Raw genomic sequence first — 24881 nt, 5'->3', positions numbered from 1 at the left:
ATTAGGACATGTGTGGTATTGTTGGAATCGTGGGCACAACGCCTGTAAACCAGTCTATTTATGACGCGTTAACGGTGTTACAGCATCGTGGCCAAGATGCCGCTGGTATTTGTACCATAGAAAGCAATCGTTTTCGTCTACGTAAGGCGAACGGTTTAGTCAAGGATGTATTTGAAGCAAGACACATGCAACGCCTGCAAGGCGAGGTCGGAATTGGTCATGTTCGTTACCCTACAGCAGGCAGTTCAAGCGCTTCAGAAGCTCAACCTTTCTACGTAAACTCTCCTTTCGGTATTACACTTGCCCACAACGGTAACTTGACTAACGCTAACGAAGTTCGTCAGAAGCTGTTTGAAAAAGATCGCCGTCATATCAATACCACTTCAGACTCTGAAGTATTACTAAATGTACTGGCGCACGAAATTGACTCAGTAAAAGGAAATGTCACGACCGAAGACGTATTCCGCGCAGTCACCAATGTTCATCGCACAATTCGCGGTGCTTATGCTGTGACAGCTATGATCATTGGTCATGGTATGATTGCATTTCGTGACCCACACGGTATTCGCCCGCTGTGTTTAGGTAAGCGTGAAGTTAACGGCAGAGCAGAGTACATGGTTGCGTCTGAATCGGTGGCATTGGATGCGGTCGGTTTTGATTTCGTCCGTGATGTTGCACCTGGGGAAGCGATTTACGCAACGTTTGACGGTGAGCTTTACACGAAGCAGTGTGCAGATAATCCTAAGCTTAACCCTTGTATTTTCGAGTTCGTGTACTTTGCTCGTCCGGATTCGTTCATCGATAAAATTTCGGTATACAGCGCTCGCGTTGAAATGGGTAAAAAGCTGGGCGAACGTATTCGTGAAGATTATGCAAACCTTGATATCGATGTTGTCATTCCTATCCCTGAAACGTCTTGCGACATTGCACTGCAAATCGCTCAAGCGATCGATATCCCTTATCGCCAGGGTTTCGTGAAAAACCGTTATGTTGGACGTACGTTTATCATGCCTGGCCAGCAACAACGTAAGAAATCAGTACGTCGCAAGTTGAATGCTATTCGTTCGGAATTCAAAGGTAAGAACGTGTTGCTGGTGGATGACTCTATTGTTCGTGGTACAACGTCAGAGCAGATTATTGAGATGGCTCGTGATTCTGGTGCCAAGAAAGTGTACATGGTCTCAGCGGCCCCTGAAGTTCGTTTCCCGAACGTATATGGCATTGATATGCCAAGTGCTACAGAGCTTATTGCCCACGGCCGTGACAACGATACAATTTGTAAGCAGATTGGTGCCGATGCGCTTATTTATCAACGTCTAGAAGATTTGGTAGAAGCTGTAGGTCTTGGAAATCAAGACATTACTCAGTTCGATACTTCCGTGTTTAACGGTGAATACGTAACGGGTGATATCGACCAACAATACCTAGATTTTTTAGATGGTCTTCGTAACGATGATGCGAAAACACAACTTGAAATCCAACAGGACTTAGCAAACCTAGAGCTTCATAACGAAGGCGCATAGGGTGCGTTTTCTTAAGTCGTAAAAAAACCAGAGCTTCGGCTCTGGTTTTTGTTTTCGCTATCTAATTAGTGAATGTTATAAGCGATCACAAAGTCAATAAAGAGGCGAACTTTCTCTGGCAGGTGGTCTTTGTGGTTGTAAAGCATATAAATGTCGCGCGGGTTTGCACTCCAATCTGGCAGTACGCGTACCAAATCGCCGCTCTCGATGTACTCTTTGATCATGACATCTGGCATTAGTGTGATGCCTAAACCTTCGGAACAAGCGCTGCGCACCACATTGAGAGCGTTTGCTTGAAAACGACCACGATCAACATTCACCACAGACTCGCCTTTGCTATTAATCAAGGTCCACTTAATAAGCGGGTACCCTTTTAGCAATGAATGGTTAGAGAGCTCTTCTGCATGATGTGGCGCAGGATTCGAGGTTAGATAGTCAGGGCTTGCAACGAGAATATCCTTCACTTCGCCAATCTTACGCGCGATGAGGCTAGAGTCGCGTTGAGGTCCCACTCGAAAAATTACATCCCATTCAGTAGGGTCAAGCTTGTCCGCATTATTCTCTGTCGTTAGCTCAATGTTGATGTCCGGGTACTGCTTCATAAAGCTGTTGAACATCGGCATCATCATTCGTTTAGTTAAGTTGTAAGGCGCGGATATCTTAATCTTGCCGGATGCTCCTCGGCAGTCGTCAGTGATTTCCTCTGCTGCGGTTGTTAGCCTTTGTAGTAAAGGAGAGCACTCATGGTAAAAACGTTCCCCTGCTTCAGTGAGCGAAAGTTTGCGAGCATGACGGTTCAATAGTCGAAGATTGACAGAGTCTTCTAGCGCTTGAATGCGTCGGGTGATGGTCGCAACCGGGATCATGGTTTTTCGCGAAGTTGCGGTGTAGCTCCCATTTTCGACAACCAGTCGAAACAGGTTTAAGTCATCTAATTTCATATTTCCAGACACATTAAATTACCGATTACGGTTAATTTATAATTAACTTTGTGATCAAAGCTTGCTTTAAGTCAACATGTTGCATCATTTGAACACAGCAACCCTGTTTGAGTAAATACTGTTATACGCCGTAATATTTGTATTAATGCAGTTTCCGAGCTAAGTTTTATAACAAGGCGAAGCGGCCTCAGGTCTTGCTGTGACACGTTTTGCTGGAAGTAAACACAACAAAAATAATGACTTAATAATAAATCTGTTTTTTTGACTGAGCTTTGTGAGGGATAAAGGTATGTTTAAGACTCACAGTCAAACGGCAATGGTCTCGGCACAGGAAGTGATTAATCAAAAACTAATAATGTTGGTGGACGATGATCCAATATTTCGTAAAGTAACCAATGCCTATTTAGAAAGTCAGGGTTTTAAAGTAGTAGAAGCAGAAAACGGCCTAGAAGCGCTTCAACAACTCAGGGAATGCCAACCCGATCTTATCTTATGTGATTTATCGATGCCGGTCTTAGATGGTATCGAGTTCGTCGAAGAAGTTAGTCTCGAATACCCATATATGCCGCTTATCGTGGTATCAGGCACGGATGAAATGTCCGATGTCGCGAAAGCGTTGCGATTTGGTATTAAAGATTTTCTTCCTAAACCGATAGGTAATTATGAGCACCTATCTCAGGCGATAGAGAATACGCTAGAAGATACCGATAGCCACTTCTCAGAACAACGTGACTTTTCAAGTCAGTGGTTCAGGGTTGATGATGGTGGTGAAATCCCAGATGAACAAGAGCTATATTGGCATCTGGAATATTTACAACAGAATCCGAGTGCGGCAAGAGATTTACTGCAAGCGCTATTGCCAGAGAAGGATGCTGCTCAGGGAGATTGGCGCTGCTCGTACCGTTTATTGCAATCGACGGATGTGATGCCCTTGGTTTTCGATTATCGTTGGTTAATGAATGGTCAATTTGCGTTTTATCTCGTTGATTCTGCTTCCCAAGCTAATGATGGAGTTGCGACGACATTGCTCGTTAGGGCATTGTTTGACGACTATCTCCGTAACTTGAAAAGTTTCAGTGCTGATCTTAAGGACATGGTAGGGATCATTGAAAAAGGAATTGAGTGTTCGGAGTGTGCGGGTGCAGTCAATGCTGTGTTTGGTGTCGCCGACCTCGCTTCATCCTCGGTCTCTATATTGCCTGCGGGTTTAGATAGCCATTGGTCTGACGGAAATACGAATCAACACATCGCAGCAGGTAACCGTTTAGGGGGAGGAAGTATGAAAAACTTCATCACCCGCGATTTACCGCTTAGTGTTGCAGGACAGTTGTCTATCGGGTGTTTAGGTTCTTCAAGTTTTAGTTTAAGTATTACCCGGAAATCCCGACTAGTATAATTATGACTTGCAAACCAATAAGCAGCGTCCTTACGCTGCTTATTATCTTTTTAGGACCACCAAAACAACATACGTTTAGTTTAATAACCTTACTTTTTACTGGTGTTTAGATTTGGCTGTTTAATGTATAGTCAGCGCTTAAAACAATAATGACCCATTTGTGCAACGATAATTTAACGCTGTGCCTTGGGAGAAGCAAAGTCAACTAGTGAGAAGACACATCATGGCAGACAAAGATTTTAAAGAGCCTTATAATATTTTTTACTTTTTAGGTTTTATTGCAGTTCTTTTGATCCCAACACTTCCTGCAACGCTAACCTGGCTTCGTGTAATGAATGGTTACGCAGGCTTTTAATCTAGCTATTTTGTACCGGAGTTCACCATTCGTATTAAGCGTTACTTTTTCAATACTGTTGGTGGACTCTGTATTGTGCTCGGCATAGCCGGCATAGCCCTTCCACTTTTACCCACCACACCTTTTATTTTGCTTGCTAGCGCATGTTTTATGCGTGGTAGCCCCGCATTTCATCAATGGTTACATAACCACAAAACGTTTGGACCCATTCTCGACAATTGGCATAAGCATCGGGCTGTTACTTCAAAAGTAAAAAAGCGTGGTGCGATTTTTATTGCGCTTAGTTTCATGGTTTCAATCGTTGTTGTCCCCCTCGTTTGGGTAAAAATTGGTCTTTTAGTGATGCTAATCGTTTTACTCAGCTGGTTTATGCGTCTGCCTGTGATTGAGTTGGTTGCTGACCGAGAAGAAAATCACTAAGATTGTAGAGAATAGTGTGCCCGCTCTTCGAGTGGGCGTTTGTATTTTCAGCGCCTGTGACTTTTACGAAAATAAGCACATAGTGGTGAAAACCTATTGTTCGTTGCCCTCGTGATACTGCGATTAGAGAGGGCGATGAGCCAATCTAAGTAAATCGGTATTATGACTACAGAAACAATTTCACTGATCAAATCTAGCATCAAAAGCATCCAAGACTACCCAAAGCCAGGCATTCTATTTCGTGATGTGACGAGCCTTCTTGAAGACGCGAAAGCATACCAAGCGACGATCAACTTACTTGTTGAACGTTACAAAGATATGGGCTTTACCAAGGTTGTGGGTACGGAAGCTCGTGGCTTTCTATTTGGCGCGCCTTTAGCGCTTGAGCTAGGTGTTGGTTTTGTACCAGTGCGTAAACCAGGCAAGCTACCACGCCCTACTGTTGCTCAATCTTATGAGCTTGAATACGGCGTTGATACACTAGAAATCCATACAGATGCCATCGTTGAAGGCGACAAAGTACTGGTTGTCGACGATTTATTGGCAACGGGCGGTACTATTGAAGCGACGACTAAGCTGATTCGCCAACTGGGTGGTGAAGTTGAGCACGCTGCGTTCGTTATCAACCTACCAGAAATCGGTGGCGATAAACGTTTAGAAGCACTAGGTCTAAACGTGTACAGCATCTGCGATTTTGAAGGACATTAATACATTCAATGAGTTATTTAGCTTTAGCGCGAAAATGGCGTCCTAATCAGTTTGACCAAGTTGTCGGACAAAAACATGTCCTGACGGCGTTGGAAAACGCACTGGCGCAAAACCGTTTACACCATGCTTATCTGTTCAGCGGGACTCGTGGTGTGGGTAAAACGAGTATCGGTAGGCTGTTTGCCAAAGGCTTGAACTGCGAAACCGGCATTACCGCGACACCTTGTGGTAAGTGCGATACTTGTCGTGAAATTGATGAAGGTCGCTTTGTCGATCTTCTTGAAATCGACGCGGCATCACGTACTAAAGTTGAAGACACTCGCGAACTGTTAGACAACGTTCAATACAAACCTGCTCGTGGACGTTTTAAAGTGTACCTCATCGATGAGGTGCACATGCTATCGCGTCACTCTTTCAATGCGTTGTTGAAAACCCTGGAAGAGCCGCCAGAGTATGTGAAGTTCTTACTCGCAACAACTGATCCACAAAAGCTGCCTGTCACTATATTGTCGCGTTGTCTTCAGTTTCATCTGAAACCAATCAGCGTTGATGATATTCACCAGCAACTTGATTACATCCTAGGTCAAGAGCAAGTTTCAGCAGAGCCAAAAGCGTTGGGTATGATCTCACATGCTGCAGATGGCAGTATGCGTGATGCTCTCAGCTTGACTGATCAAGCAATTGCATTAGGTAACGGTGCGGTGCAAGCCGATATTGTCAGCCACATGTTGGGGACGATTGATACCGACCAAGCGATTCACTTACTAGAGTCAATCAGCAGCAAGAAACCTCAACAAGCTATGGATAAAATCCAACAATTAGCGGCAAATGGTGTTGAGTGGGATGGTTTGTTGCAGCAAGTCGCAACACAGTTACACCGAATTGCGATGTATCAAGCGTTGCCCGCGTCGTTAGACCGAGCACAACCAGATGCAGAGAAAATTGAGCTGTTGAGTAAAGCTCTAAGCCCGCAAGACGTTCAGCTTTACTATCAAATTGCATTGAAAGGTCGTGAAGATTTGACCCTCTCGCCAAATGGGCGAGTCGGTTTGGAAATGATTGTGCTGCGTATGATGGCGTTCCGCCCATCAAATAACAGTGGGGCAAATGTTGTTTCTAGTAACTGCGAGCCAGCGTCATCTCCGGCTCAAAGTACCAGTCAACCAAAGGCTGCGCCAGCTCAGACAGCCGCTGCTCCTCGAGCTCAGCAGCCGAGTCCAGCACAAAGCACACCACAAGTGGCGCCTCAACCTTCATCCAGTTCGCAACCTGAGTATCAAGCGAGTGGATATGAGACGGTTCCACCACAGTATGATATGGCGCCGCCGATGAGTGAAAACCCAGCGCCGCAGCATGAAACGCCACCTCAACAAATGCAAGAGAGCGTTTCAACACCAGCGCGCGGTGGTCTAAGCGGTTTACGTCACCAATTACGTTCTCAGCGTCAAGGCCTACAACAGAACACTCCTCAAAATGGTGGCTCAAAAAAGCCTAAAGCGGCATCTGCACAACCAGAATCGGTTATCGACCGAGTAGCGCAATTGCATGGCAATTCCGCGCAGGTGTCGCCAAACTCAGCTCCGAAGTCGACGGAGCCACAAGTTGAGGAAGCGTATCGCTGGCGTCCAAGCAAGCCTGTTGAGACAAAAGTAAATACAAAACTGACACCTACGCAGCTCAAGCAGGCACTTGAGCATGAGAAAACGCCTGAAATGGCACAAAAGCTCATCGATGAGTCATTAGAACATAATGAATGGGCGAAGTTAATCAGCTTAATGGAGATCCCTAAGCTGGTAGAGCAACTTGCGCTAAACTCTCATTATAGTAAGGAAGGAACAACCGTTTCGTTACTATTGAGAAGCAGCCAAGCTCATTTGAATACTGATAGAGCTCAAGCCGAATTGCTTAAAGCACTTAATACCGTGTTGGGTGAAGAGTGCCACATGAGCATCGAAATAGGGGAGAGTGGAGAAACACCACTTGAACTGAGAGATAGGCTCTACCAAGAGAAATTACAGCAAGCGCTGAACAGTTTAGAAAACGATCCAAATGTTCAATTTATTGAACGTCGTTTTGCTGCAGAGCTTGATAAAGATAGTGTGCGCCCTATCTAATAATCGAATGGAATGGGGTTGAAAACCCAAAGGTATAACCCCATTAATTGATGCAACACCTCATTAAACCAGAGAGATAAACATGTTTGGTAAAGGCGGTATGGGCAACCTAATGAAGCAAGCCCAGCAAATGCAAGATCGCATGCAAAAGCTTCAAGAAGAAATCGCGAATATGGAAGTAACTGGCGAGTCTGGTGCTGGCCTAGTTAAAGTTACTATCACTGGTAGTCACAGCGTACGTCGTGTTGACATCGATGAAAGTTTGATGGAAGACGACAAAGAAATGCTTGAAGATCTGATCGCTGCGGCGTTCAACGATGCAGCCCGTCGTGTTGAAGAAACTCAAAAAGAGAAAATGGCTTCTGTAACTGGCGGTATGCAACTACCACCAGGCATGAAAATGCCATTCTAATCTGCTGATATTTAATTAAGCGGACTTTTAATGCGTACCAGTCATATGCTGGAGCAATTGATGGAGGCCTTACGTTGTCTACCTGGGGTTGGCCCCAAGTCAGCGCAGCGTATGGCCTTTCATTTGTTACAGCGCGATAGAAAAGGCGGTTTGCAGCTTGCAGATGCGCTGAGTCAGGCAATGACAGAAATAGGTCATTGTACTGAGTGTCGAACCTTCACCGAAGAAGAAGTCTGTCACATTTGTACCAACCCAAAACGCCAAGAAAATGGTCAAATTTGTGTGGTAGAAAGCCCAGCAGACATCGCAGCCGTTGAAGCAACAGGCCAATATTCTGGTCGGTATTTTGTTCTTATGGGGCATTTGTCGCCATTAGATGGTATTGGTCCAAGTGATATTGGATTAGATGTCCTTGATTACCGCTTACGTCGCGGTGATATTACCGAAGTGATTTTGGCGACAAACCCAACAGTTGAAGGTGAAGCCACTGCCCATTACATCGCAGAGCTATGTAAAGAGCACCAAGTTGATGCCAGCCGCATCGCGCATGGTGTGCCTGTCGGTGGGGAGCTAGAGCTTGTTGATGGCACGACGTTGTCACATTCGCTATTAGGTCGACACAGAATTTAATAAAAAGCCGCTGAATTCAGCGGCTTTTTTGATCTTGGGAGTTGGGAACGATTAATCGTTCGATTCTTTACCAAGAAGATTTTTGTAGATAACCGCACCAAGCACGCCACCCACAATAGGAGCAATCCAGAACAGCCATAGCTGAGAAACCGCCCAGTCACCCACATATACTGCGACTGCCGTGCTACGAGCAGGGTTTACTGACGTATTGGTGACAGGAATGCTGATCAGGTGAATGAGAGTCAAACACAGGCCAATTGCGATAGGTGCAAAGCCTTGTGGCGCACGTTTGTCTGTTGCACCCATAATGACAATCAGGAACATCATCGTCATGACAACTTCAGTCACAAGTGCAGCGATCATCGAGTATTGGCCTGGAGAGTGTTCACCATAACCATTGGCGGCAAAGCCAGAACCCACAACATCGAATCCTGCTTGTCCAGATGCAATAACGTAAAGCACGCCACCTGCGATAAGCCCGCCGATAACCTGTGAGATGATGTAGGGAGCAACGTCTTTTGTTTCAAAACGACCGCCTGCCCAAAGGCCAACTGTCACTGCAGGGTTCAAGTGACAACCTGAAATATGACCGATAGCAAATGCCATCGTCAGAACGGTTAAACCGAATGCCAAAGAAACGCCCAACAGACCAATACCCACTTCAGGGAAACCCGCAGCCAACACCGCGCTACCACAGCCGCCTAACACTAGCCAGAACGTGCCAAAAGCCTCAGCCAAATACTTATTCATGTTCTTTCCTGATCTTTAATTAAATGACCCGCTGAACATAGTCGAGAATTGTCAATAAATTGTGAGGGAGATCGCGCGAAAACCGCAAATGGAACGCTATGTGGCAAGAGTTCTCAAGGGTGAGATAAAAAGCAGAGGGGGAAAGTGCTAAATCTTGAGTTTGCTTTGATTACTGCCTCGGAGAGAAACAACCGAGGTACTAACTTTAAACGTGTGGTCTAGAGTCGCATTACGTCAATTGTTCTAATTCAGTGATGTTGTCGAGTGCTTCTTGATTGGTCTTGCCGCATACAATCGGACACGGTTTAAAATCGTGACAGACTTTAGGGCGTTCAGGCTTACCAAATAGCTTGCACAAATTGTCGTCGTTGAGTTGCACACAACGAACACCTGCAGGTTTGCCCTTGGGCATTCCAGGTATTGGTGAAGAGATACTTGGCGCAATACAGCACGCTCCACATCCTAATCGACAATCCATAATGTAAACCTCTTAAAAATTAAGGGGGCAATTATGGTCATTTTGACGTGGATTGGAAGAGTGAAGAAAGAAAAAAATAAAAGGGCGCGCTTAACATTACGCTCCCTTTTTGGTTTTTTGCTTTTAAATCATCGTGATTATTTTAAGAAACGGTTATAAACAAACAACAGAATAAATGCGCCTAGTGTTGCGGTAATGATACTACCAATGTTGACGCCAGTTGCTCCGCCGAAACCGAGAATGCCGCCAAGGAAGCCACCTACAAATGCCCCTGCAATACCAAGTAACATTGTTGCAATCCAACCGCCCCCATCTTTTCCTGGCATGAGCCATTTAGCAAGTGCGCCGGCGATTAAGCCCAAAATAATCCAAGAAATAATACCCATGAAAACTCCTTAATGCCTTCTTGATCAATTGAGTAATGGAAACTTGTTTAAGGATAGAACAGTAAAACGAAAGTAGTTGAATATCTCCACCGTTATGTGGGAAGGATGCAAGATCTTCTCAAAACTTGAACTTTTGCGTTGAGAAGAGTATAAATCGCCCCCTAAATTCCCTTGGTGAGACCTGAAGTATGAGCACTCCATTTTGGCAAAGTAAATCGTTAGAGCAGATGACAGAAGAGGAATGGGAATCTCTCTGTGATGGTTGTGGCAAATGTTGTTTGCATAAGCTGATGGATGAAGATACCGATGAAATCTACTATACCAATGTGGCTTGTAGCTGGCTGAACAGTAAAACGTGTTCATGTAAGGATTACCCAAACCGTTTCACTTCGGGTGAAGAGTGCACCAAGCTGACCCGAGAAGACATCGACGATTTTACTTGGCTGCCACACACGTGCGCTTACCGTCTGTTGGCTGAAAAGCAGCCTTTACCAGAATGGCATCCGTTGATTACAGGCTCTAAGTCCGCAATGCATGCGGCAGGGGAAAGTGTCCGTAACAAAGTTGTTTACGAGATTGATGTGGTGGATTGGGAAGACCATATTTTAAATCATCCCAACCGTCCTTAGTCGAATACAAACAAGCCTTTCATTGATTAAATGAAAGGCTTGTTTGCTATTGGGGCTCCCAACTTTGACGTCTCGCTAACGAAATGCTGCTCAGTTTATTATTTAGTGTTGTAAACTTAGGAGTATGATTTCAACGCTTTACACTTCTATTCCTGATTGTTTTGATCAGGATTGTTCCCTATGAGGTAAACATGACGTTTCATTTCCCCCAGAAACTGCGCCTGACATCTTGGGTGACATTATTCGCACTTGCCGTCATTATGTTCTCCCCAATGGCTGTTCATGCGACTGCTACTGACGATATCCAAGAGCCTTCTGCTGCCGAAATCTCGATTGACAACTTGAACCGAGAGATTGTGGATTTATCCCAAAGCCTCTCGCAAGCGAGTGGCGACGAGCGTGATGCCCTTCAACTGCAACTATTCCAAAAGAATGAAGAATTAAGAAGCCAGTTAGCGTCAGCGATTGAACGTGAAACTATCTCTCGCGACAAGCTGATCTTGCTAGTTAAAAAACAAGAACAATACTCTGAGGATGCGACGAACTATCTATCGGAAAAAATAAAGAAAGTCGTCGAGGATTTAAATAAGGCTAAGGATGAAGAGAAGCTTGCTCTTGTTAATGATTATCGAGAGCTACAGCGTTATCTTGATGTTAGCTTCGATTCGAGCTGGCAAAATCTCGCTTGGTTGAAGGAGCTAGGGGCCCAAAACGAGCGCGCAGAAGCGGAACTAAAAGATAAAATTGATAAACGTATGCGCTTACTGTCTGCTTCAATTGAGTACTTGAGTCAGCAAAGTGAGATCATTGGCTCCCAACTTTCGTCTAGCCCAGAGTCGGAAAAAGCGTCGTTGCAACTTAGTCAGCTCATTACTAAACAAAGGCTAAATATTGCGACAGAAAGCTTACGCAACCTGATTTCAATTGGTGATAAAGTCGGTTTAGAAACGTCTGAATACAAACGCCAAATTTTTGAAGTGACGGGTAATATCACACATGACTTACTGAATACCAAAGTTGTGTGGTCAATACTGAGTCACTGGTCCAACTCGGCACTGGATTGGTTTGCCGAGAATGCACCGCAGCATATCTTCCAGTTGTTTGTTTTTGCGCTGATTTTATTGATCGCTCGTGGACTGGCTAAGTTAACGCGCAAAGTGGTCCGTAAGGCAGTTGCATCGAAAAACTTAAAACTTTCCCACTTGATGCAGGACTTCTTTATCTCGATGTCCGGCAAATTCGTGTGGGTGATCGGTATCATGGTAGGCTTATCTCAGCTTGGCTTGAACCTAGCGCCAATCCTAACCGGTTTCGGTATTGCTGGTGTGATTATTGGTTTCGCGTTGCAAGACACGTTATCCAACTTCGCGGCGGGTATGATGCTGCTTATTTATCGCCCATTTGATGTTGGTGATTTTGTGTATGCTGGCGGTGTAGATGGCAAGGTAAGCCATATGAGTTTGGTGAACACCACAATCCGTACGTTTGATAACCAAATTATTATTGTGCCTAACAGCAAAATCTGGGGAGATGTTATTAAGAACGTCACGCATGAACGCATTCGCCGCGTGGATATGGTGTTTGGCATTGGCTATGCGGATGACCTCTTAAAAGCGGAGTCAGTATTGTCTGATATCATTACCTCTCACCCTTCGGTACTTCGCACTCCAGAGCCAATGATCAAAGTTCATACATTAAATACGTCTTCTGTAGATTTTATTGTGCGTCCTTGGGTAAAAACGGATGATTACTGGGATGTATACTGGGATGTGACAAAAGAGGTGAAACTACGCTTCGACCGAGAAGGTATTTCGATTCCTTTCCCACAACAAGATGTGCATTTGCATATGGTGGAGAAGCAAGACGCTTAATCACAGGTCCCAACTAGTGAAAGGCACTCTAGATAGAGTGCCTTTTTTGATCTTCGGTTAGCGCTATAGTTACAGTTCGTTAAAGAACACCAGTTTAGGCTCGCATTCTAACAAGTTGTCGATCTGGCTAATCAAAAGAGCAAAGTGTTCTGTTTTACCATGAAGCTCAAATGCTTGTTGGTTTTTAAATTGCTCCTGAAAAACGAAGTGGCATGTATTGTCTTTATCTTGGAACAATTGATAACGAACGCAACCTTCTTCATTGCGAGTAGGTTCAAGCGCTCGGGTAAGTACCTCTTTCAACTCTTGTTCTTTTCCCGGTTGTGCATGAAAGGTAGCCGTCAAGTGAATCATAATGTTTACTCTTTTTGTTATAGGTAACGCCCTTGGCGTTGCAGGAACTCAATTTTGTAACCATCAGGGTCGGTTACAAAAAAGAACGTTGCTAAATGCTTTTGTTGATGGTCAAAGGCTTTGATGTCACCAGTTTCAATGCCGAGAGATTTAATGCGTTTGTGGGCTTGTTCAATGTCCTCCACGCTGACGGCAAGGTGGCCGTAACCTGAGCCGTGAGTGTAGGGCTCACTTTGGTCGTGATTGTGCGTCAGTTCCAATTCAAAGCCAGTTTCTTGGTTGGCTAGATAGGTTAGAGAAAAGCCATCAAAGATGTATTGATCAGCGACTTCTAGTTCAAGTACGTCACAGTAAAATTGTAGAGAGCGGTCCAGATCACTTACTCGGATCATGGTGTGAATCATTTTTGTCATAGGTACTCCTTGATAGTCCGCACAGGTTAGCGATTTCAAAAGGAGTCTGGGTAGTACTCTAGTACGACAAATTAGAAGATGCTCAAGGGTTTATAATACGGATGCATAGCCTAGGATGGTTATTGCTCGGTTGGTTGCTATTAACTGTTAAGTTGCGCAAGTGCTTGACGAGTGGTCTCTTGAGGTTGGCGGGCGTAAGTGAGGCAAGCGCATCGAAGTAAGGAGGCAAAGTTGTTCACTTCACCATTGTATTCGAGTGCTTCTTGATAAACAGTGCTTATGAATTTAGGAACCGTCATGTTTTGAGCACTAGCGATTTCCTCAAGAATTGTCCAAAAGCTCGCTTCAAGTTTTACACTGGTCGCGTGACCATCAATACGGATAGAGCGGGTGATGAACTGATAGTTGTCTTGGGGTTGCTTAGCAAAGATTTCGCACATTTTCTTTATTCATATAATTAAAGACCCATAATTATTGTGGTGTACGATTTAAAACGTCAACTGTTTTCATGCATAAAAAAACGCTCCCTTGCGAGAGCGTTGAAACATCACGAGTTGTGAAGTAAGTGCAAGTTGATTATTTAATTTGTTGCTTCAAGTACTCGCCTAGTTGCGAGTGGTGCATGATTTTTGATACCGGAAGGATAGTTTCTGCAGGTCCCCAAGCAAATACGTTGACAGGAGTATGCGTATGAGTACCCGTCCCCCATACTGTGTTTTGCTTTGTTGCATGCTCACGCGCTAGCAAGTTGCCACGGTCGTTGTAAGGAAAGAAAGCATCAAAGTCATTGATTGTCGGTACGTTCTCTTCGCTTAAGTATTTGTGTCCAGCGAGTCGGTATGGATTTGGTTTACTTGCTAATACGCGTTCTGCTTGCTCAGGCGTAATCGAAAAATCGCTATTTGCGTTCACGACTTCCGCAAACTTCTCTGGAGTTTGCTCTTTCTTATCAAGCGCTTGGAATTCACTGATCATGCCGTAGTAACTTTTCTTTTGGTTGTATAAACCATCGAGGATCTCGAACTGACCAAAGTTGAAGTTTGGCGCGTAATCCTGATTTTTGAATGCTTCGCCGTCGCGTTTTTGTGGTTTAGGCAAGTTTGCTGATGAGTAGCTAAAGCCAAAAGAGCCGGTTTCGTGGTCAGCAGTAACAATGATCAGGGTGTCATCACGGCCTTTTGCCCACTCATAAACTGAGTTTACCGCTTCATCGAATTTAAGCATTTCATGCAGCATCGTACCTGCATCGTTACTGTGGCCAGCCCAGTCAATTTGGCCGCCTTCAACCATCAAGAAAAAACCGTCTTTGTCTTTTGAAAGAATGTCGATTGCTTTGGTGGTCATTTCTTTCAGCGATGGCTGCGTGCGTTTTGGATCGTTTTTGCTTTGACTGTAGGCAATACCATCGTTCATGCCCGAGTAAGCAAAAAGTCCAAGTAATTTGTCACCTTTAGCTTGTGTGAGCATATCGCGGCTGAAAGCTAAGCTATAGCCTTGGTCTTGCGCTTCGGCAAGCAAGTTGCGTTCGTCTTTGCGTTTCGATTTTAGGTAGACATTACCTTGAGTGAGCTTTTCAAGTTGCTCGTATGTCTCTCCCTTGTCGTTTGTCGACTTTGGAATCCAATGACGAAGTCCACCAGACATCATCACGTCTACGCCTGTTTCGAGCATATCCGCCGCAATATTGTTTTCTAGGGAGCGATGTGGTTGATGAGCGGCAAATGCTGCTGGCGTTGCGTGGGTCATACGCGTATCAGAGACGAGCCCTGTCGCTTTACCTTTACTTTTGGCTTTTTCCAAAATAGTTTCGACATGGTTGCCTTGGCTATCAATGCCAATGACTTCAGAAGCGGTAGGGATTCCTGTCGCTAGCATCGTAGCTGAGCACGCAGAGTCGACGACAATTGCGTCTTCTGGATTGGTTAGTGATGATCCAATCACACCTTCTTGAGCGAGTTTGTATAACGCTGTGCTTTCGCCTTTGTAAACCGAGTTAGGTGCGTGTTTTGCGTAGGTCTCGAGTAAACCAACTTGTTGAGGACCCATGCCGTCGCCGATCATCAAAATGACGTTTTTGATTTCAGCTGAGAGTGCGTTGAAAGAGAGGGTAGATGCAGCCACTGCCGTAACGATTGGAGATACTAAGCGCTTCATTATATTTTCCTTGTTTATTGAAAGCGCAGGCATTAAAGCAATGATTTATGAAAGTTTTGTGTCGGTAATAAAAGTTTAACCAAATTGTCGTTTTTGTTTGGTTTTGCAGAAAAAATGAGTCGCTCTCTAACGTTCGTTAGTTTGGAAAGAAGAAAGCCCACAAACGTGGGCTTGGATTACGCTTAGGAGTTGAAAGCATGGACTAAAGTTATCCATTCAGTGCCTTCACAAGAAACCTAGTTTAGGGAGCAATAAACGAGCATATATTATCGGGCCACAAGAGCGGTCGAATTCACTTACGTTTGCATCATATCGTTCTTTGGCTTATTAAATTATGGGCTGCAGTAAGTGTTTGGTTCAAATAGGATTTGTTGTCGTGACGATTATCAGACTGGTTATCAGACTAATGCCAGTATGATGCCACCAACGGTAAGTGCCGCAGAAAGGTATTGACCCGCAGAATATGAGCCATCCTCTTCTTTCTCGATTTTATCGGGGTGATCCATGCCAAGCGCACCATGTGTGAAAGATTCGACCTTTTCACCAACAGATTTATCTTCTGCTTCTATTTTTTTGCTGTCGTGCTCGATTTGTTGCAGAGCGGCAAGTAGCGCTTTGCCTTCGGTCGAAAGCGTCACCTTATTGTGTTCGACTTTCAGCGGCGAAGCACTAGTTTCTTCTTGTGCAATACTTGCTTGTTTAGAGGCGACAGGTTGTTTGGCATAGCTATTAACAGAAGTGCTTCCTACTGGATTCATCGAATACTCCTTGGAACATCGACACTCGGTCACTGAGTGCGGGTAAAAAGCAGTTATATTTTTATCGGCGGCAAAGTTTATTTCTGAAGCTATTTGGATAAAAACAGGTCTGCTTTTGCCGCTTCTAGTTTCTATTGGTGATCATTAGCAAAAAATAGACCAGCAGGAAGCAGACCCTTGTCACTCTATGAACTTGAAGCGGTGTGATGATGCAACGCAACGGCAAGGTAGTAACTTAAATTGAAGACCAGCTACTTACATTGAAGATCGTTATTGCGTTTAGTTAGATGTTGATATGCCGCCATGCGGTGAGCATCTTGTACATACCGTACTGGTGGTGCGAGAACCTCTAACTGATAGTCTGTATTATCAGAAAGCACGTTATCTGTTGGGCTAATTACAACCACTTTTAAGCTCGGGTTGCGGCTTAAGATTGATGCTGCCGTACCCAACCCTTGCTCGGTGTGAAACTTGCCCGCAACATGGACAATCTGAGCGCCTGGGTTGTCGTCTAGATAGCTAACGATAGATTCCGCCATAGTTTCATCCCAAGTAACTTGAGCTGCAAACTGTTTTTCCGTCTGCTCTGGCTTACCGTGATGCATGGATGCCATGAACTTTTCTTTGTACGGACTACTACCAGTGTTGATGGCTTGTGCAATGAACATCCGCTGATCATCATCGAGCTTGTTAATGTAATCTAGCCCTTGTCGACCAATGCATCGGACAATGCTCTTTGGTGCATTTGCTGCAATGACCGGGAGATTTTTCTGCTTAGCAAACTCCACGAGAGGGCGATAGTCGCTTTCATAATTGGGCCAAGCGTTGGCTTGTTTCATTAAGTACTGTTCGCCGATCTCCCCACGTAGGTAAGCGTCAACAACAGGTTGTTTGTCGCGGGTAAATTGTTCCATAGATAACGCGAGTGAGCGGTCGTAGGACGTAAGTTGTTTGAGCATATCGGTTTGAAAGCGATGAACGCCGGCGTGTGTGTGCCATTCACCAATAAGAATGACATCTGCTTGTTGCAGCTCAATTGGCAGTTTGCTTAGAGCGATGTGCTCGCCAGAAGGGGTGTATAGTTGGTAGTCGTAAAAACTAGTGACTTCCGCTGAGGTTGCGTGAGAGTTGGTGTGCGTATATGAAGAGCAACCAGTAAGTAAGCCTGCAAAGAGCAAGCTCAAAGTAGAAAAGCGCATTGAAAAGCCTCCAAAAATGTCCGGATGATATTAATGGAGGCTGAGCAATGAATCAATATAAATGATAACTATTTGCGTTTGTTGTTTTTTTGACGTATTAATTGAGTGTTTTTTTGCGATATACACGCAACATAAAATCAGCCTCACATTGGAAAAGTGTAGCGGATTTCAACTCTTCACGAAGAGCATCGGTTGCTTTCCATGCGAATGGCGTCATTTGCAATAAATCGACTGCGGCTCCGTTTTTCAAGTCCATAACATAGTTAAGATGCTGCTGGTGCTCTAATTCAAACCCTTCAATATGTTCTGGTTCTTCATTGTGAAGACGAACTTCTTGATAAATCCGCTCACGCAGTTGGTATAAGTGGCGACTAGCAGGAGTAACCGTGACAACAACGCCGTCGTTTTTTACAACGCGCTGCAGCTCCTCAGCTTTACACGGGGCATAAATGCGCAAAATGGCATCTAAGGATTCATTTGCGAAGGGAAGTCGGTGACTAGAAGCCACACTAAAGTTGCAGTGCGTGTAACGCTTCGCCGCGTAACGAATGGCAACTTTGGAAATGTCTAAGCCATAAATCGTGGCATGGTTCGCTTGTGTTTCTATCGTCTTTTGTACTTGATCTGTGTAGTAACCTTCACCACAACCAATATCTAATAATTGATGGGTGCTCCCCTCAGTGTATGTTGCACACAGCTGCGCCACTTCTTGGCGCATTGGGTTGTAGTAATCTCCTTCGAGGAATCGACGACGAGCTTGCATCATCTCTTTGTTGTCACCAGGATCTTTAGAACGTTTGTGGTGCGCTGGCATCAAGTTAACGTAGCCTTCTTTTGCTAAGTCAAACTGATGATTGTTTTCGCACTTAAACGTTTTTTCATTTAACGCTAGAGCTTGGTGGCATAGAGGGCATTGATAGTTCATGACGATCTCGAACAGAAAGTAGGGCGGCAAATTCTATCAAAAAGCGTGGTATCAAGTGAAACAAAAAGAGCCGACTGGGTCGGCTCTTATTAAGTATTAGTGGAAGAAGTCGACTTGCTCTTTCAAGTTTCGTGCTTGTTGTTGAAGTTCAATGGCACTTTGCGAGGTTTTTGCGCTCGTGTTGCGGCTTTCTCGGTTAAGTTCACTGATAGAATGGGCATTTGCTGCAATTTCTTGTGAAACTTGAGCTTGTTCTTCTGAAGTCGCTGCAATGGCGTCGGCTTGAGAGGCTATCGACTGCACTTGTACTGCGATGGCTTCTAATGCTGTGCCCGCGTCTTGTGCTTTGTCCAAGACCTGGTTTGCACTGCGTTGGCTGTCTGTCATCATATTAACTGCATTATGAGTCGACCCTTTTAGTTTCTCGATAATTTCCACGACATCCTGAACTGAGCTTTGGGTTCGGTGCGCAAGTGTGCGCACTTCATCTGCTACAACTGCGAAGCCACGACCTTGTTCACCTGCTCGTGCTGCTTCAATGGCGGCATTCAAGGCAAGTAAATTGGTTTGCTCAGCAATTTCATCAATCATTTTAGTGACGGTTTGAATACTCTCGCTATCGCGATTTACTTGCTCGATAGCCGTTGCTGATTGATCCAATTGATCGTTAAGTTGAGCAACGTCGATACATACGCCTTCAACAATCGCGAGACCAGACTGGCTATCGGTATTTGCTGAGCGTACGTTTTCCGCAATGCTTTCGACTTGTTGTGCGACAGATTGAGCGGAAGAGGCCATTTCTTCAATCGCTGTCACAACTTGCTCGACTTCTTGTTGTTGTCGGTCGGCTTGGGTCAAATTGCTATGTGCATCGTTGGCAACGCTGGTGGAGTTGCTCTCCACTAAGTCGCTTGTTGAACGGATCTTACCGACAAGTTCATTGAGCTGACTTGCCATACTGGCGACACCCGAGCTCAGGTTCGTAATTTCATTCTTTGATGCTTTACGAGACGCTGGGACGCTCAAGCTGACTTCGCCGCCGGCTAAGCGAGTCATGTATGAGTTTAGAGTCGTGAGAGGTTGTAAGCTGTGATTCAAGAAAAGTGTCAGTACAACAAAAGTAATGATTGCCGCTACCGAAGAAATGATGGCAATGAGTGTGAGAAGCGTGTCGCTACCTTTTGTAACTTCTTTGATAAATGTACCGCCTAGCAGTTTCCAGTTCCAACCTGGAACCTCTGTGTAGACAAGATACTTTTCGCCTACGTTACCTTGGTACTCGAAAGGGTAGCGAATTAATCCACTAGATTGTTCGAAAATCTGGCCAAAAGGCTTGTGACCATTGTAGTCGGCGACTTCTAGTATTGACGAATCTGAGCCGCTTTTTGCTGGATGAAGTAGGTATTTACCAAGATTGTTTTCGTCGTTATCAACGATAATGGTGTAACCAGTGTCGCCCCATTTTATCTCTTCGAGTGCATCGAATAAGGTTTGTGTCGCTTGGTCTACTGGTAAGCCAATAAACGATAGGCCTGCTACCTTTCCTGTCGCATCTTTGATTGGGGCATAGTAGGTAATGTAGCGCTCGCCATACAATTTAATTTGAGCGTAATACGGTTGTCCTGCTTTAAGTTGCTGATAACCAGGATGGTTGATGCCTAGCGTGGTTCCGACCGCTCGCTGACCTTGTGGATCTTTTAGGGAGGTGGACACCCGAATAAAGTCGTCACCCAATGGTGCGAATAGCGTTGCTATAGCGCCGGTATCACGTGTGAAACTGTCGACCAACTTGGTGTCATTAATTAAGCTTTCACTGTATTGAGTGATGTTTGGTACTTCATGTCCCATGAAGTCAACCGTGTAATTTTCGACATAGACACCGGCAAGGTAGCCATTGCGAAAAGTAGATTCGAGGACTTTAGCGGTGTGCAGGTAAGCATCGAATTGGCCAGCAATGGTTTTTGCCATTGATTCTACTTTAGATTGGTGTTCTTTCAGTGTGCTTTCCAATAGAACATCGGAAGCGTTGCGGTAAACAAGCGCTGCAATACTGCTGAAAGCAATGAATAGACACAAAGTGATCACCAGTTTCAACTGGAATCCGACACTTTGATTTCGGTATCTCTCTAACATAGACTAATTCCTGATATTTTTATTATTTATGAGTTTTGTATCGGTATGCTATCGGTTTATATGATCAATTTTTTTGATATTTATTAATGAAACCGTCAAAAGTGACCAGTAACCAATAAGTTAGTAAAGATAGGACCATCTAAGCAGAGCTTTTATTACAAAAAAGCCGGGTATCCCCGGCCTTTATATGGTGATTCTTACTGCGCTGAAATGACAGTGACAAGTTCATGTGTCTCACCTGGTTGGAGCGTTTGACCTTGCTCAATACTTGGTGCATGAACAGCAGACTCCACACACAACATGGTTTGATAACCATCGTCAGCCATGTCACCCATGCTTTGCGCACCTTCTGCCCAAGGGTTCCATAATACTGCTGAGTTGTGGCCTTGGTTGTGTACGCTTAGCGTACGATCCAATACCGGGTCTTTTACCAAAATTTTCGCTTCTGGTTGCGTGTAAACGCGATCAATGGTGTCAGTTAGTTGTAGAACATTACCACCTTGGCATACCGCATCAGCTTTCAAGCTATCAATGTACTCGGCACCCATGCCTGTCGTTTGTGCTTGCTTAATGTCTCCAACGTTTAGGTAAGTATGTAATGCGCCAGAGAAGGTCCAAGCCTCGTCATCGATGTTCATGACTTTGAGCGTCACTTTTAGCTCATCGCCCACTTCAATCACCAAACGAGCGTCAAACATATGGGGCCAAATATCGTGGATTTCTTCTGTCGGGAACAGAGCAAGTTCAACAATCACACCGTTATGGTTCTCACGATGTTCAACCAACTCCCATTCTGCGGTGCGGGCAAAGCCGTGAGCTGGAGCAGCAATACGCCCAAACCAAGGCCAACAAATCGGAATACCACCGCGAAGAGCAGCTTTACCATCGAAGACAGCTTTTTCGCTCATCCAGATCAGATCTTCTTGACCTTCAGGCGTGAACGACACGACATGACCACCGTGTAGCGAGATGCCTGCCGTTGCTTTGTCATGAATCACTCGGATGATTTTTATCTGATCAACTTCAACGATAGTGACGTTATCAGATAGCACCGTTAGGGCTGGGAGAGTTTTTAAATCCATGTATAGTTTCCTATCGCTGGGGAGAGCTTTTAGACGCGCTTCTCACATTAAATGCAACATCGAGCCTGCATTCTCTCAAATTCCAGATACAAAAAAGGCGACCCTAGAGCCGCCTTTTCTTTAACGAAGTTATTCGCTAATTGCTAACTTTCTAATTACTTAGAGATGTGAGCGATTAGGTCTAGAACTTTGTTTGAGTAACCGATTTCGTTGTCGTACCAAGATACAACCTTAACGAATTTGTCAGTTAGCGCGATACCAGCTTTAGCATCGAATACTGAAGTGCAAACTTCGCCGATGAAGTCTTGAGATACAACTGCATCTTCAGTGTAGCCTAGAACGCCTTTTAGTTCGCCTTCAGAAGCTTCTTTCATCGCTTTACAGATGTCTTCGTAAGAAGCACCGTTAACTAGGTTAACAGTTAGGTCAACTACAGAAACGTTAGCAGTTGGTACGCGGAAAGCCATACCAGTTAGTTTGCCGTTTACTTCTGGAAGTACAACGCCTACAGCTTTAGCAGCACCAGTTGAAGATGGGATGATGTTTTGAGAAGCACCACGACCACCGCGCCAGTCTTTAGCAGAAGGACCATCTACAGTTTTTTGAGTTGCTGTAGTTGCGTGAACTGTAGTCATAAGACCAGATTCGATACCGAACTTGTCGTTAAGAACTTTAGCGATAGGCGCTAGACAGTTAGTAGTACAAGAAGCGTTAGAAACGATGTCTTGACCAGCGTAAGTGTCGAAGTTTACGCCGTTAACGAACATTGGAGTAGCGTCTTTAGAAGGACCAGTTAGTACAACTTTTTTCGCGCCAGCAGTGATGTGCTTACGTGCAGTCTCGTCAGTTAGGAAAAGACCAGTTGCTTCAGCTACAACGTCAACACCGATTTCGTCCCATTTTAGGTCTTCAGGGTTGCGCTCTGCAGTAACACGTACAGTTTTACCGTTAACGATTAGGTTACCGCCTTCAACTTCAACAGTACCGTTGAAACGGCCGTGAGTTGAGTCATACTTAAGCATGTATGCCATGTAATCTACATCGATAAGGTCGTTAATACCTACTACTTCGATGTCGTTGCGCTCTTGCGCTGCACGGAATACGAAACGACCGATACGGCCAAAACCGTTAATACCTACTTTGATAGTCATTATAGTTGCTCCACAACTTAATTTCTGATTAAAGATAACTGGTAGTAAAATTACAGAATCCAGTAAACATCTGCAAGTGATAATCGGACTTAACTTGTTTAAAGTCAAAAAAAAGCGACGCTTTTTTTAACAATTCTTTGCAAATGTACGTTTTTTAAACTTTTAACTGATTCTTCTGTAGCCCAGTTGGCGTAATATAACTGGTGAGATAAGTGCTCTTATCAAATTAATTACGCATGGTGTCCTGGTGAGAAAGTATGTGCTACAACTGTTAAGAGAAGCAAGTTTTTTGCTAAAAAAGTCAATACCAAGAACAGTAAATAAGGAGCCGAAAGTCGTGGAACAAAGCGGGAAAAAAGTGACGAAGTCAGATGAACAGTGGCGTGAGCAACTGTCTGATGAAGAGTTCCGTGTTTGCCGAGAGCAAGGTACAGAGCCTCCTTTCAGCGGTAAGCTACTGCATAATAAGGAAACTGGTGTTTATGCTTGTACTTGTTGTAATGCCCCTCTCTTTGTCTCTGATAACAAGTATGACTCTGGCTGCGGATGGCCAAGTTTTGATGCGCCTATCAACGATCAAGCGGTGCGTTATTTAGAAGATCTAAGTCACGGAATGGTACGTACAGAGATTCGTTGTGCAACGTGTGATAGCCATCTAGGGCACGTTTTTGAAGATGGCCCACAGACCACAGGAGAGCGTTTTTGTGTTAATTCTGTGTCGTTAATTTTCAACAAATCAGAATAATAACGACAAAATTGTGCTCGAGATTGTTTTATCCTTTCAGGATGATTCATGCTCAACAGTGATCTGAGTGTCGCTCGACTTAAATAAAAACTCCCGCTCATTGCGGGAGTTTTTCGTTTATATCTCACTGGGTATCATTGCTGGGGAATAGATACCTTTCTCTATGGCTTTCGCCACCGATTCGGCTAATTCATCCAACTGCTTATATCGCTCTGGATGACTGAAATTGAACATACGTTGGAGCTGCTTTTCATCAGCAAGCGGTACGTCGAATCTCTTCGCGACCATTGCCCATAGATACGCTTGCTCTTTGTCTCCAAGCCCCTGATGAATACTTGCCATTGACTTGAGAATGACCGGATTGATGTTGTCTTCATCAGATAAAGACAACGCGTTATTAAGAAGCTCCAGGGTTTTCTTGGTATCTCGGTTGGTATAAAAAGTGGCTAATGCATATTGCATCTCAGCATTATTTAATTGGGGAGACCCTTCCATTTGTAAAAATGCGCGCCGAGCTTGAGTATCTCCCGTTTGAGACCATAAGAAATACAAAGTAGCCGGGTCTTCTGAGCCTTTTAACTCGTTTACGATGCGCTCTAGCTCATCAATACTGTGTACCAATGCATTAAAGCGTTGTCTTTTGAGAGCACTTTGATCAATAGGGGTGATCTGGGAGGCGAGTTCTAAGCATTTCCTATATTCAGCGACCAGACCGTATTCGATGATTTGGTTGGCCTCTGATGGGTTTTTCAATTGCTCAAACCGATGCCAAACCAAATTTGTTCTTGGAATTCGACATTGGCCGTCATCCATATTGAGCTGCTCGCAACGCAGCTCTGGTGTTTTTTGGCACAACTCTTCGGTTGTCACATTACCTTCAAAACAGCCCGATAGCGCAAAACATGCGAGGCTGAGAAGTAACCAGTTTGTTCTTTTCATGGCTTTGCTTGTGATCCGTTACACCAATTCATTTTCGTATTCTTGACTCAGTTTCTTAACCCGTTATGTTCTGTAAATAGAATGTAATAAGAAGGTACACTATGGACGCAGAACAACTATTACAAGCGATGACTCCAGAAGTTTATGATCGCTTAGTCTATGCAGTAGAAACGGGAAGATGGCCTGAGGGTACAACACTTTCTAAAGAGCAGCGAGATTCGTGTATGCAAGCTGTGATGTTGTATCAATCAAAACATAATACTGATGCGCAGCATATGACGGTTGCAGCCGGTGGTGAAATCAGTTTTAAATCAAAACAAGAGCTTAAAAAACAATTCAGCGGAGAAGAGAGCGATATTGTTCGTGTCAATCCGAACATTGATTAATCCTTACGCCTTATTTCTCAAAATTTTAT

The 24881-nt window shown here is 44.4% G+C and carries 27 protein-coding genes; 12 read left to right on the top strand and 15 right to left on the bottom strand.

Going from position 1 to position 24881, the window contains the following annotated elements; genetic code table 11:
* Nucleotides 1-8: 8 nt before the first annotated feature.
* Nucleotides 9-1523 (top strand): amidophosphoribosyltransferase, encoded by a 1515-nt coding sequence (gene purF / locus R7P69_RS12780; protein ID WP_005380592.1) that lies wholly within the window; start codon nt 9-11, stop codon nt 1521-1523.
* A 65-nt stretch (nt 1524-1588) separates the two neighbouring features.
* Here purF and R7P69_RS12775 read toward each other — a convergent pair whose 3' ends face one another.
* Nucleotides 1589-2464, bottom strand: a complete 876-nt coding sequence (locus R7P69_RS12775) for a LysR family transcriptional regulator (protein WP_005384959.1) — start codon at nt 2462-2464, stop codon at nt 1589-1591.
* A gap of 289 nt (nt 2465-2753) precedes the next feature.
* On the opposite strand from R7P69_RS12775, the gene R7P69_RS12770 reads away from it, so the two are divergent.
* The 7 genes from R7P69_RS12770 (at nt 2754) to recR (ending at nt 8499) form a co-directional block, all read left to right on the top strand.
* The gene (locus R7P69_RS12770) at nt 2754-3860 is read left to right on the top strand and encodes a response regulator (protein ID WP_005380606.1); all 1107 of its coding nucleotides are present in this window, start codon (nt 2754-2756) and stop codon (nt 3858-3860) included.
* Nucleotides 3861-4083: 223 nt separating this feature from the next.
* Entirely contained in the window at nt 4084-4215 is a 132-nt protein-coding gene (locus R7P69_RS12765; RefSeq protein WP_005380608.1) for a hypothetical protein, read from the top strand.
* A 33-nt stretch (nt 4216-4248) separates the two neighbouring features.
* Nucleotides 4249-4635 carry a YbaN family protein gene (locus R7P69_RS12760; RefSeq protein ID WP_080276930.1) on the top strand — a complete coding sequence of 129 codons (387 nt, stop codon included), beginning with the start codon at nt 4249-4251 and terminating at the stop codon, nt 4633-4635.
* A gap of 162 nt (nt 4636-4797) precedes the next feature.
* Nucleotides 4798-5343, top strand: a complete 546-nt coding sequence (apt, locus tag R7P69_RS12755; protein WP_005380615.1) for an adenine phosphoribosyltransferase — start codon at nt 4798-4800, stop codon at nt 5341-5343.
* Between the two features lie 8 nt (nt 5344-5351).
* A complete protein-coding gene (gene dnaX / locus R7P69_RS12750; protein ID WP_182016276.1) occupies nt 5352-7457 on the top strand; it encodes a DNA polymerase III subunit gamma/tau in 2106 nt (701 codons plus the stop codon).
* Between the two features lie 82 nt (nt 7458-7539).
* Nucleotides 7540-7869, top strand: coding sequence for a YbaB/EbfC family nucleoid-associated protein (locus R7P69_RS12745; RefSeq protein WP_005380618.1), 330 nt, complete (start codon nt 7540-7542; stop codon nt 7867-7869).
* 30 nt (nt 7870-7899) lie between these two features.
* Entirely contained in the window at nt 7900-8499 is a 600-nt protein-coding gene (gene recR, locus R7P69_RS12740; protein WP_005380619.1) for a recombination mediator RecR, read from the top strand.
* A gap of 51 nt (nt 8500-8550) precedes the next feature.
* Here recR and aqpZ read toward each other — a convergent pair whose 3' ends face one another.
* The 3 genes from aqpZ to R7P69_RS12725 all read right to left on the bottom strand — a co-directional run bounded on the left by aqpZ (nt 8551) and on the right by R7P69_RS12725 (nt 10113).
* Entirely contained in the window at nt 8551-9249 is a 699-nt protein-coding gene (gene aqpZ / locus R7P69_RS12735; protein ID WP_005384951.1) for an aquaporin Z, read from the bottom strand.
* 229 nt (nt 9250-9478) lie between these two features.
* The gene (locus tag R7P69_RS12730) at nt 9479-9727 is read right to left on the bottom strand and encodes a YkgJ family cysteine cluster protein (protein ID WP_065767476.1); all 249 of its coding nucleotides are present in this window, start codon (nt 9725-9727) and stop codon (nt 9479-9481) included.
* Between the two features lie 137 nt (nt 9728-9864).
* Complete coding sequence (locus R7P69_RS12725) at nt 9865-10113, bottom strand: GlsB/YeaQ/YmgE family stress response membrane protein (RefSeq protein WP_005380625.1); 249 nt, start codon at nt 10111-10113, stop codon at nt 9865-9867.
* Between the two features lie 188 nt (nt 10114-10301).
* On the opposite strand from R7P69_RS12725, the gene R7P69_RS12720 reads away from it, so the two are divergent.
* On the top strand, nt 10302-10742 hold the full coding sequence (locus tag R7P69_RS12720; protein ID WP_005384948.1) for a YcgN family cysteine cluster protein: 441 nt from the start codon (nt 10302-10304) through the stop codon (nt 10740-10742).
* 191 nt (nt 10743-10933) lie between these two features.
* A complete protein-coding gene (locus R7P69_RS12715) occupies nt 10934-12613 on the top strand; it encodes a mechanosensitive ion channel family protein (protein ID WP_005380681.1) in 1680 nt (559 codons plus the stop codon).
* Nucleotides 12614-12682: 69 nt separating this feature from the next.
* Here the strand turns inward: R7P69_RS12715 and R7P69_RS12710 are convergent, their stop codons facing one another.
* From R7P69_RS12710 to gap, 10 genes are all read right to left on the bottom strand, one after another.
* Nucleotides 12683-12967: a putative quinol monooxygenase gene (locus R7P69_RS12710; RefSeq protein ID WP_005384942.1), complete on the bottom strand. Its 285-nt coding sequence runs from the start codon at nt 12965-12967 to the stop codon at nt 12683-12685.
* A 17-nt stretch (nt 12968-12984) separates the two neighbouring features.
* A complete protein-coding gene (locus R7P69_RS12705) occupies nt 12985-13380 on the bottom strand; it encodes a VOC family protein (RefSeq protein ID WP_005380685.1) in 396 nt (131 codons plus the stop codon).
* A gap of 140 nt (nt 13381-13520) precedes the next feature.
* Complete coding sequence (locus tag R7P69_RS12700; protein ID WP_005384938.1) at nt 13521-13820, bottom strand: ribbon-helix-helix domain-containing protein; 300 nt, start codon at nt 13818-13820, stop codon at nt 13521-13523.
* Between the two features lie 136 nt (nt 13821-13956).
* The gene (locus R7P69_RS12695) at nt 13957-15534 is read right to left on the bottom strand and encodes an alkaline phosphatase (RefSeq protein ID WP_005380687.1); all 1578 of its coding nucleotides are present in this window, start codon (nt 15532-15534) and stop codon (nt 13957-13959) included.
* 398 nt (nt 15535-15932) lie between these two features.
* Nucleotides 15933-16292, bottom strand: a complete 360-nt coding sequence (locus R7P69_RS12690; RefSeq protein ID WP_053349598.1) for a hypothetical protein — start codon at nt 16290-16292, stop codon at nt 15933-15935.
* A 251-nt stretch (nt 16293-16543) separates the two neighbouring features.
* A complete protein-coding gene (locus tag R7P69_RS12685) occupies nt 16544-17491 on the bottom strand; it encodes a ChaN family lipoprotein (protein WP_054701560.1) in 948 nt (315 codons plus the stop codon).
* A 97-nt stretch (nt 17492-17588) separates the two neighbouring features.
* Nucleotides 17589-18416, bottom strand: coding sequence for a 23S rRNA (guanine(745)-N(1))-methyltransferase (gene rlmA, locus R7P69_RS12680; protein WP_062730495.1), 828 nt, complete (start codon nt 18414-18416; stop codon nt 17589-17591).
* 96 nt (nt 18417-18512) lie between these two features.
* Nucleotides 18513-20549 (bottom strand): methyl-accepting chemotaxis protein, encoded by a 2037-nt coding sequence (locus R7P69_RS12675; RefSeq protein WP_193837629.1) that lies wholly within the window; start codon nt 20547-20549, stop codon nt 18513-18515.
* A gap of 197 nt (nt 20550-20746) precedes the next feature.
* A complete protein-coding gene (locus R7P69_RS12670) occupies nt 20747-21631 on the bottom strand; it encodes a D-hexose-6-phosphate mutarotase (RefSeq protein ID WP_005384929.1) in 885 nt (294 codons plus the stop codon).
* Nucleotides 21632-21786: 155 nt separating this feature from the next.
* Nucleotides 21787-22782: a type I glyceraldehyde-3-phosphate dehydrogenase gene (gene gap, locus R7P69_RS12665; protein ID WP_005380697.1), complete on the bottom strand. Its 996-nt coding sequence runs from the start codon at nt 22780-22782 to the stop codon at nt 21787-21789.
* 337 nt (nt 22783-23119) lie between these two features.
* Here gap and msrB point away from each other — a divergent pair, with 337 nt between their 5' ends.
* Entirely contained in the window at nt 23120-23527 is a 408-nt protein-coding gene (gene msrB, locus R7P69_RS12660; RefSeq protein ID WP_005380698.1) for a peptide-methionine (R)-S-oxide reductase MsrB, read from the top strand.
* A 117-nt stretch (nt 23528-23644) separates the two neighbouring features.
* Here msrB and R7P69_RS12655 read toward each other — a convergent pair whose 3' ends face one another.
* Complete coding sequence (locus tag R7P69_RS12655) at nt 23645-24466, bottom strand: DUF2989 domain-containing protein (protein WP_017821139.1); 822 nt, start codon at nt 24464-24466, stop codon at nt 23645-23647.
* Between the two features lie 101 nt (nt 24467-24567).
* Between R7P69_RS12655 and R7P69_RS12650 the strand changes: the two genes are divergently transcribed.
* Nucleotides 24568-24852, top strand: a complete 285-nt coding sequence (locus tag R7P69_RS12650) for a YeaC family protein (RefSeq protein WP_005380700.1) — start codon at nt 24568-24570, stop codon at nt 24850-24852.
* Nucleotides 24853-24881 lie beyond the last annotated feature (29 nt).

This window comes from Vibrio sp. 661, assembly GCF_033339315.1.
Taxonomy (GTDB): Bacteria; Pseudomonadota; Gammaproteobacteria; order Enterobacterales; family Vibrionaceae; genus Vibrio; species Vibrio alginolyticus.
The sequence above is the reverse complement of the archived record's forward strand: the minus strand, read 5'-3'. Positions and strand labels throughout refer to the sequence as shown.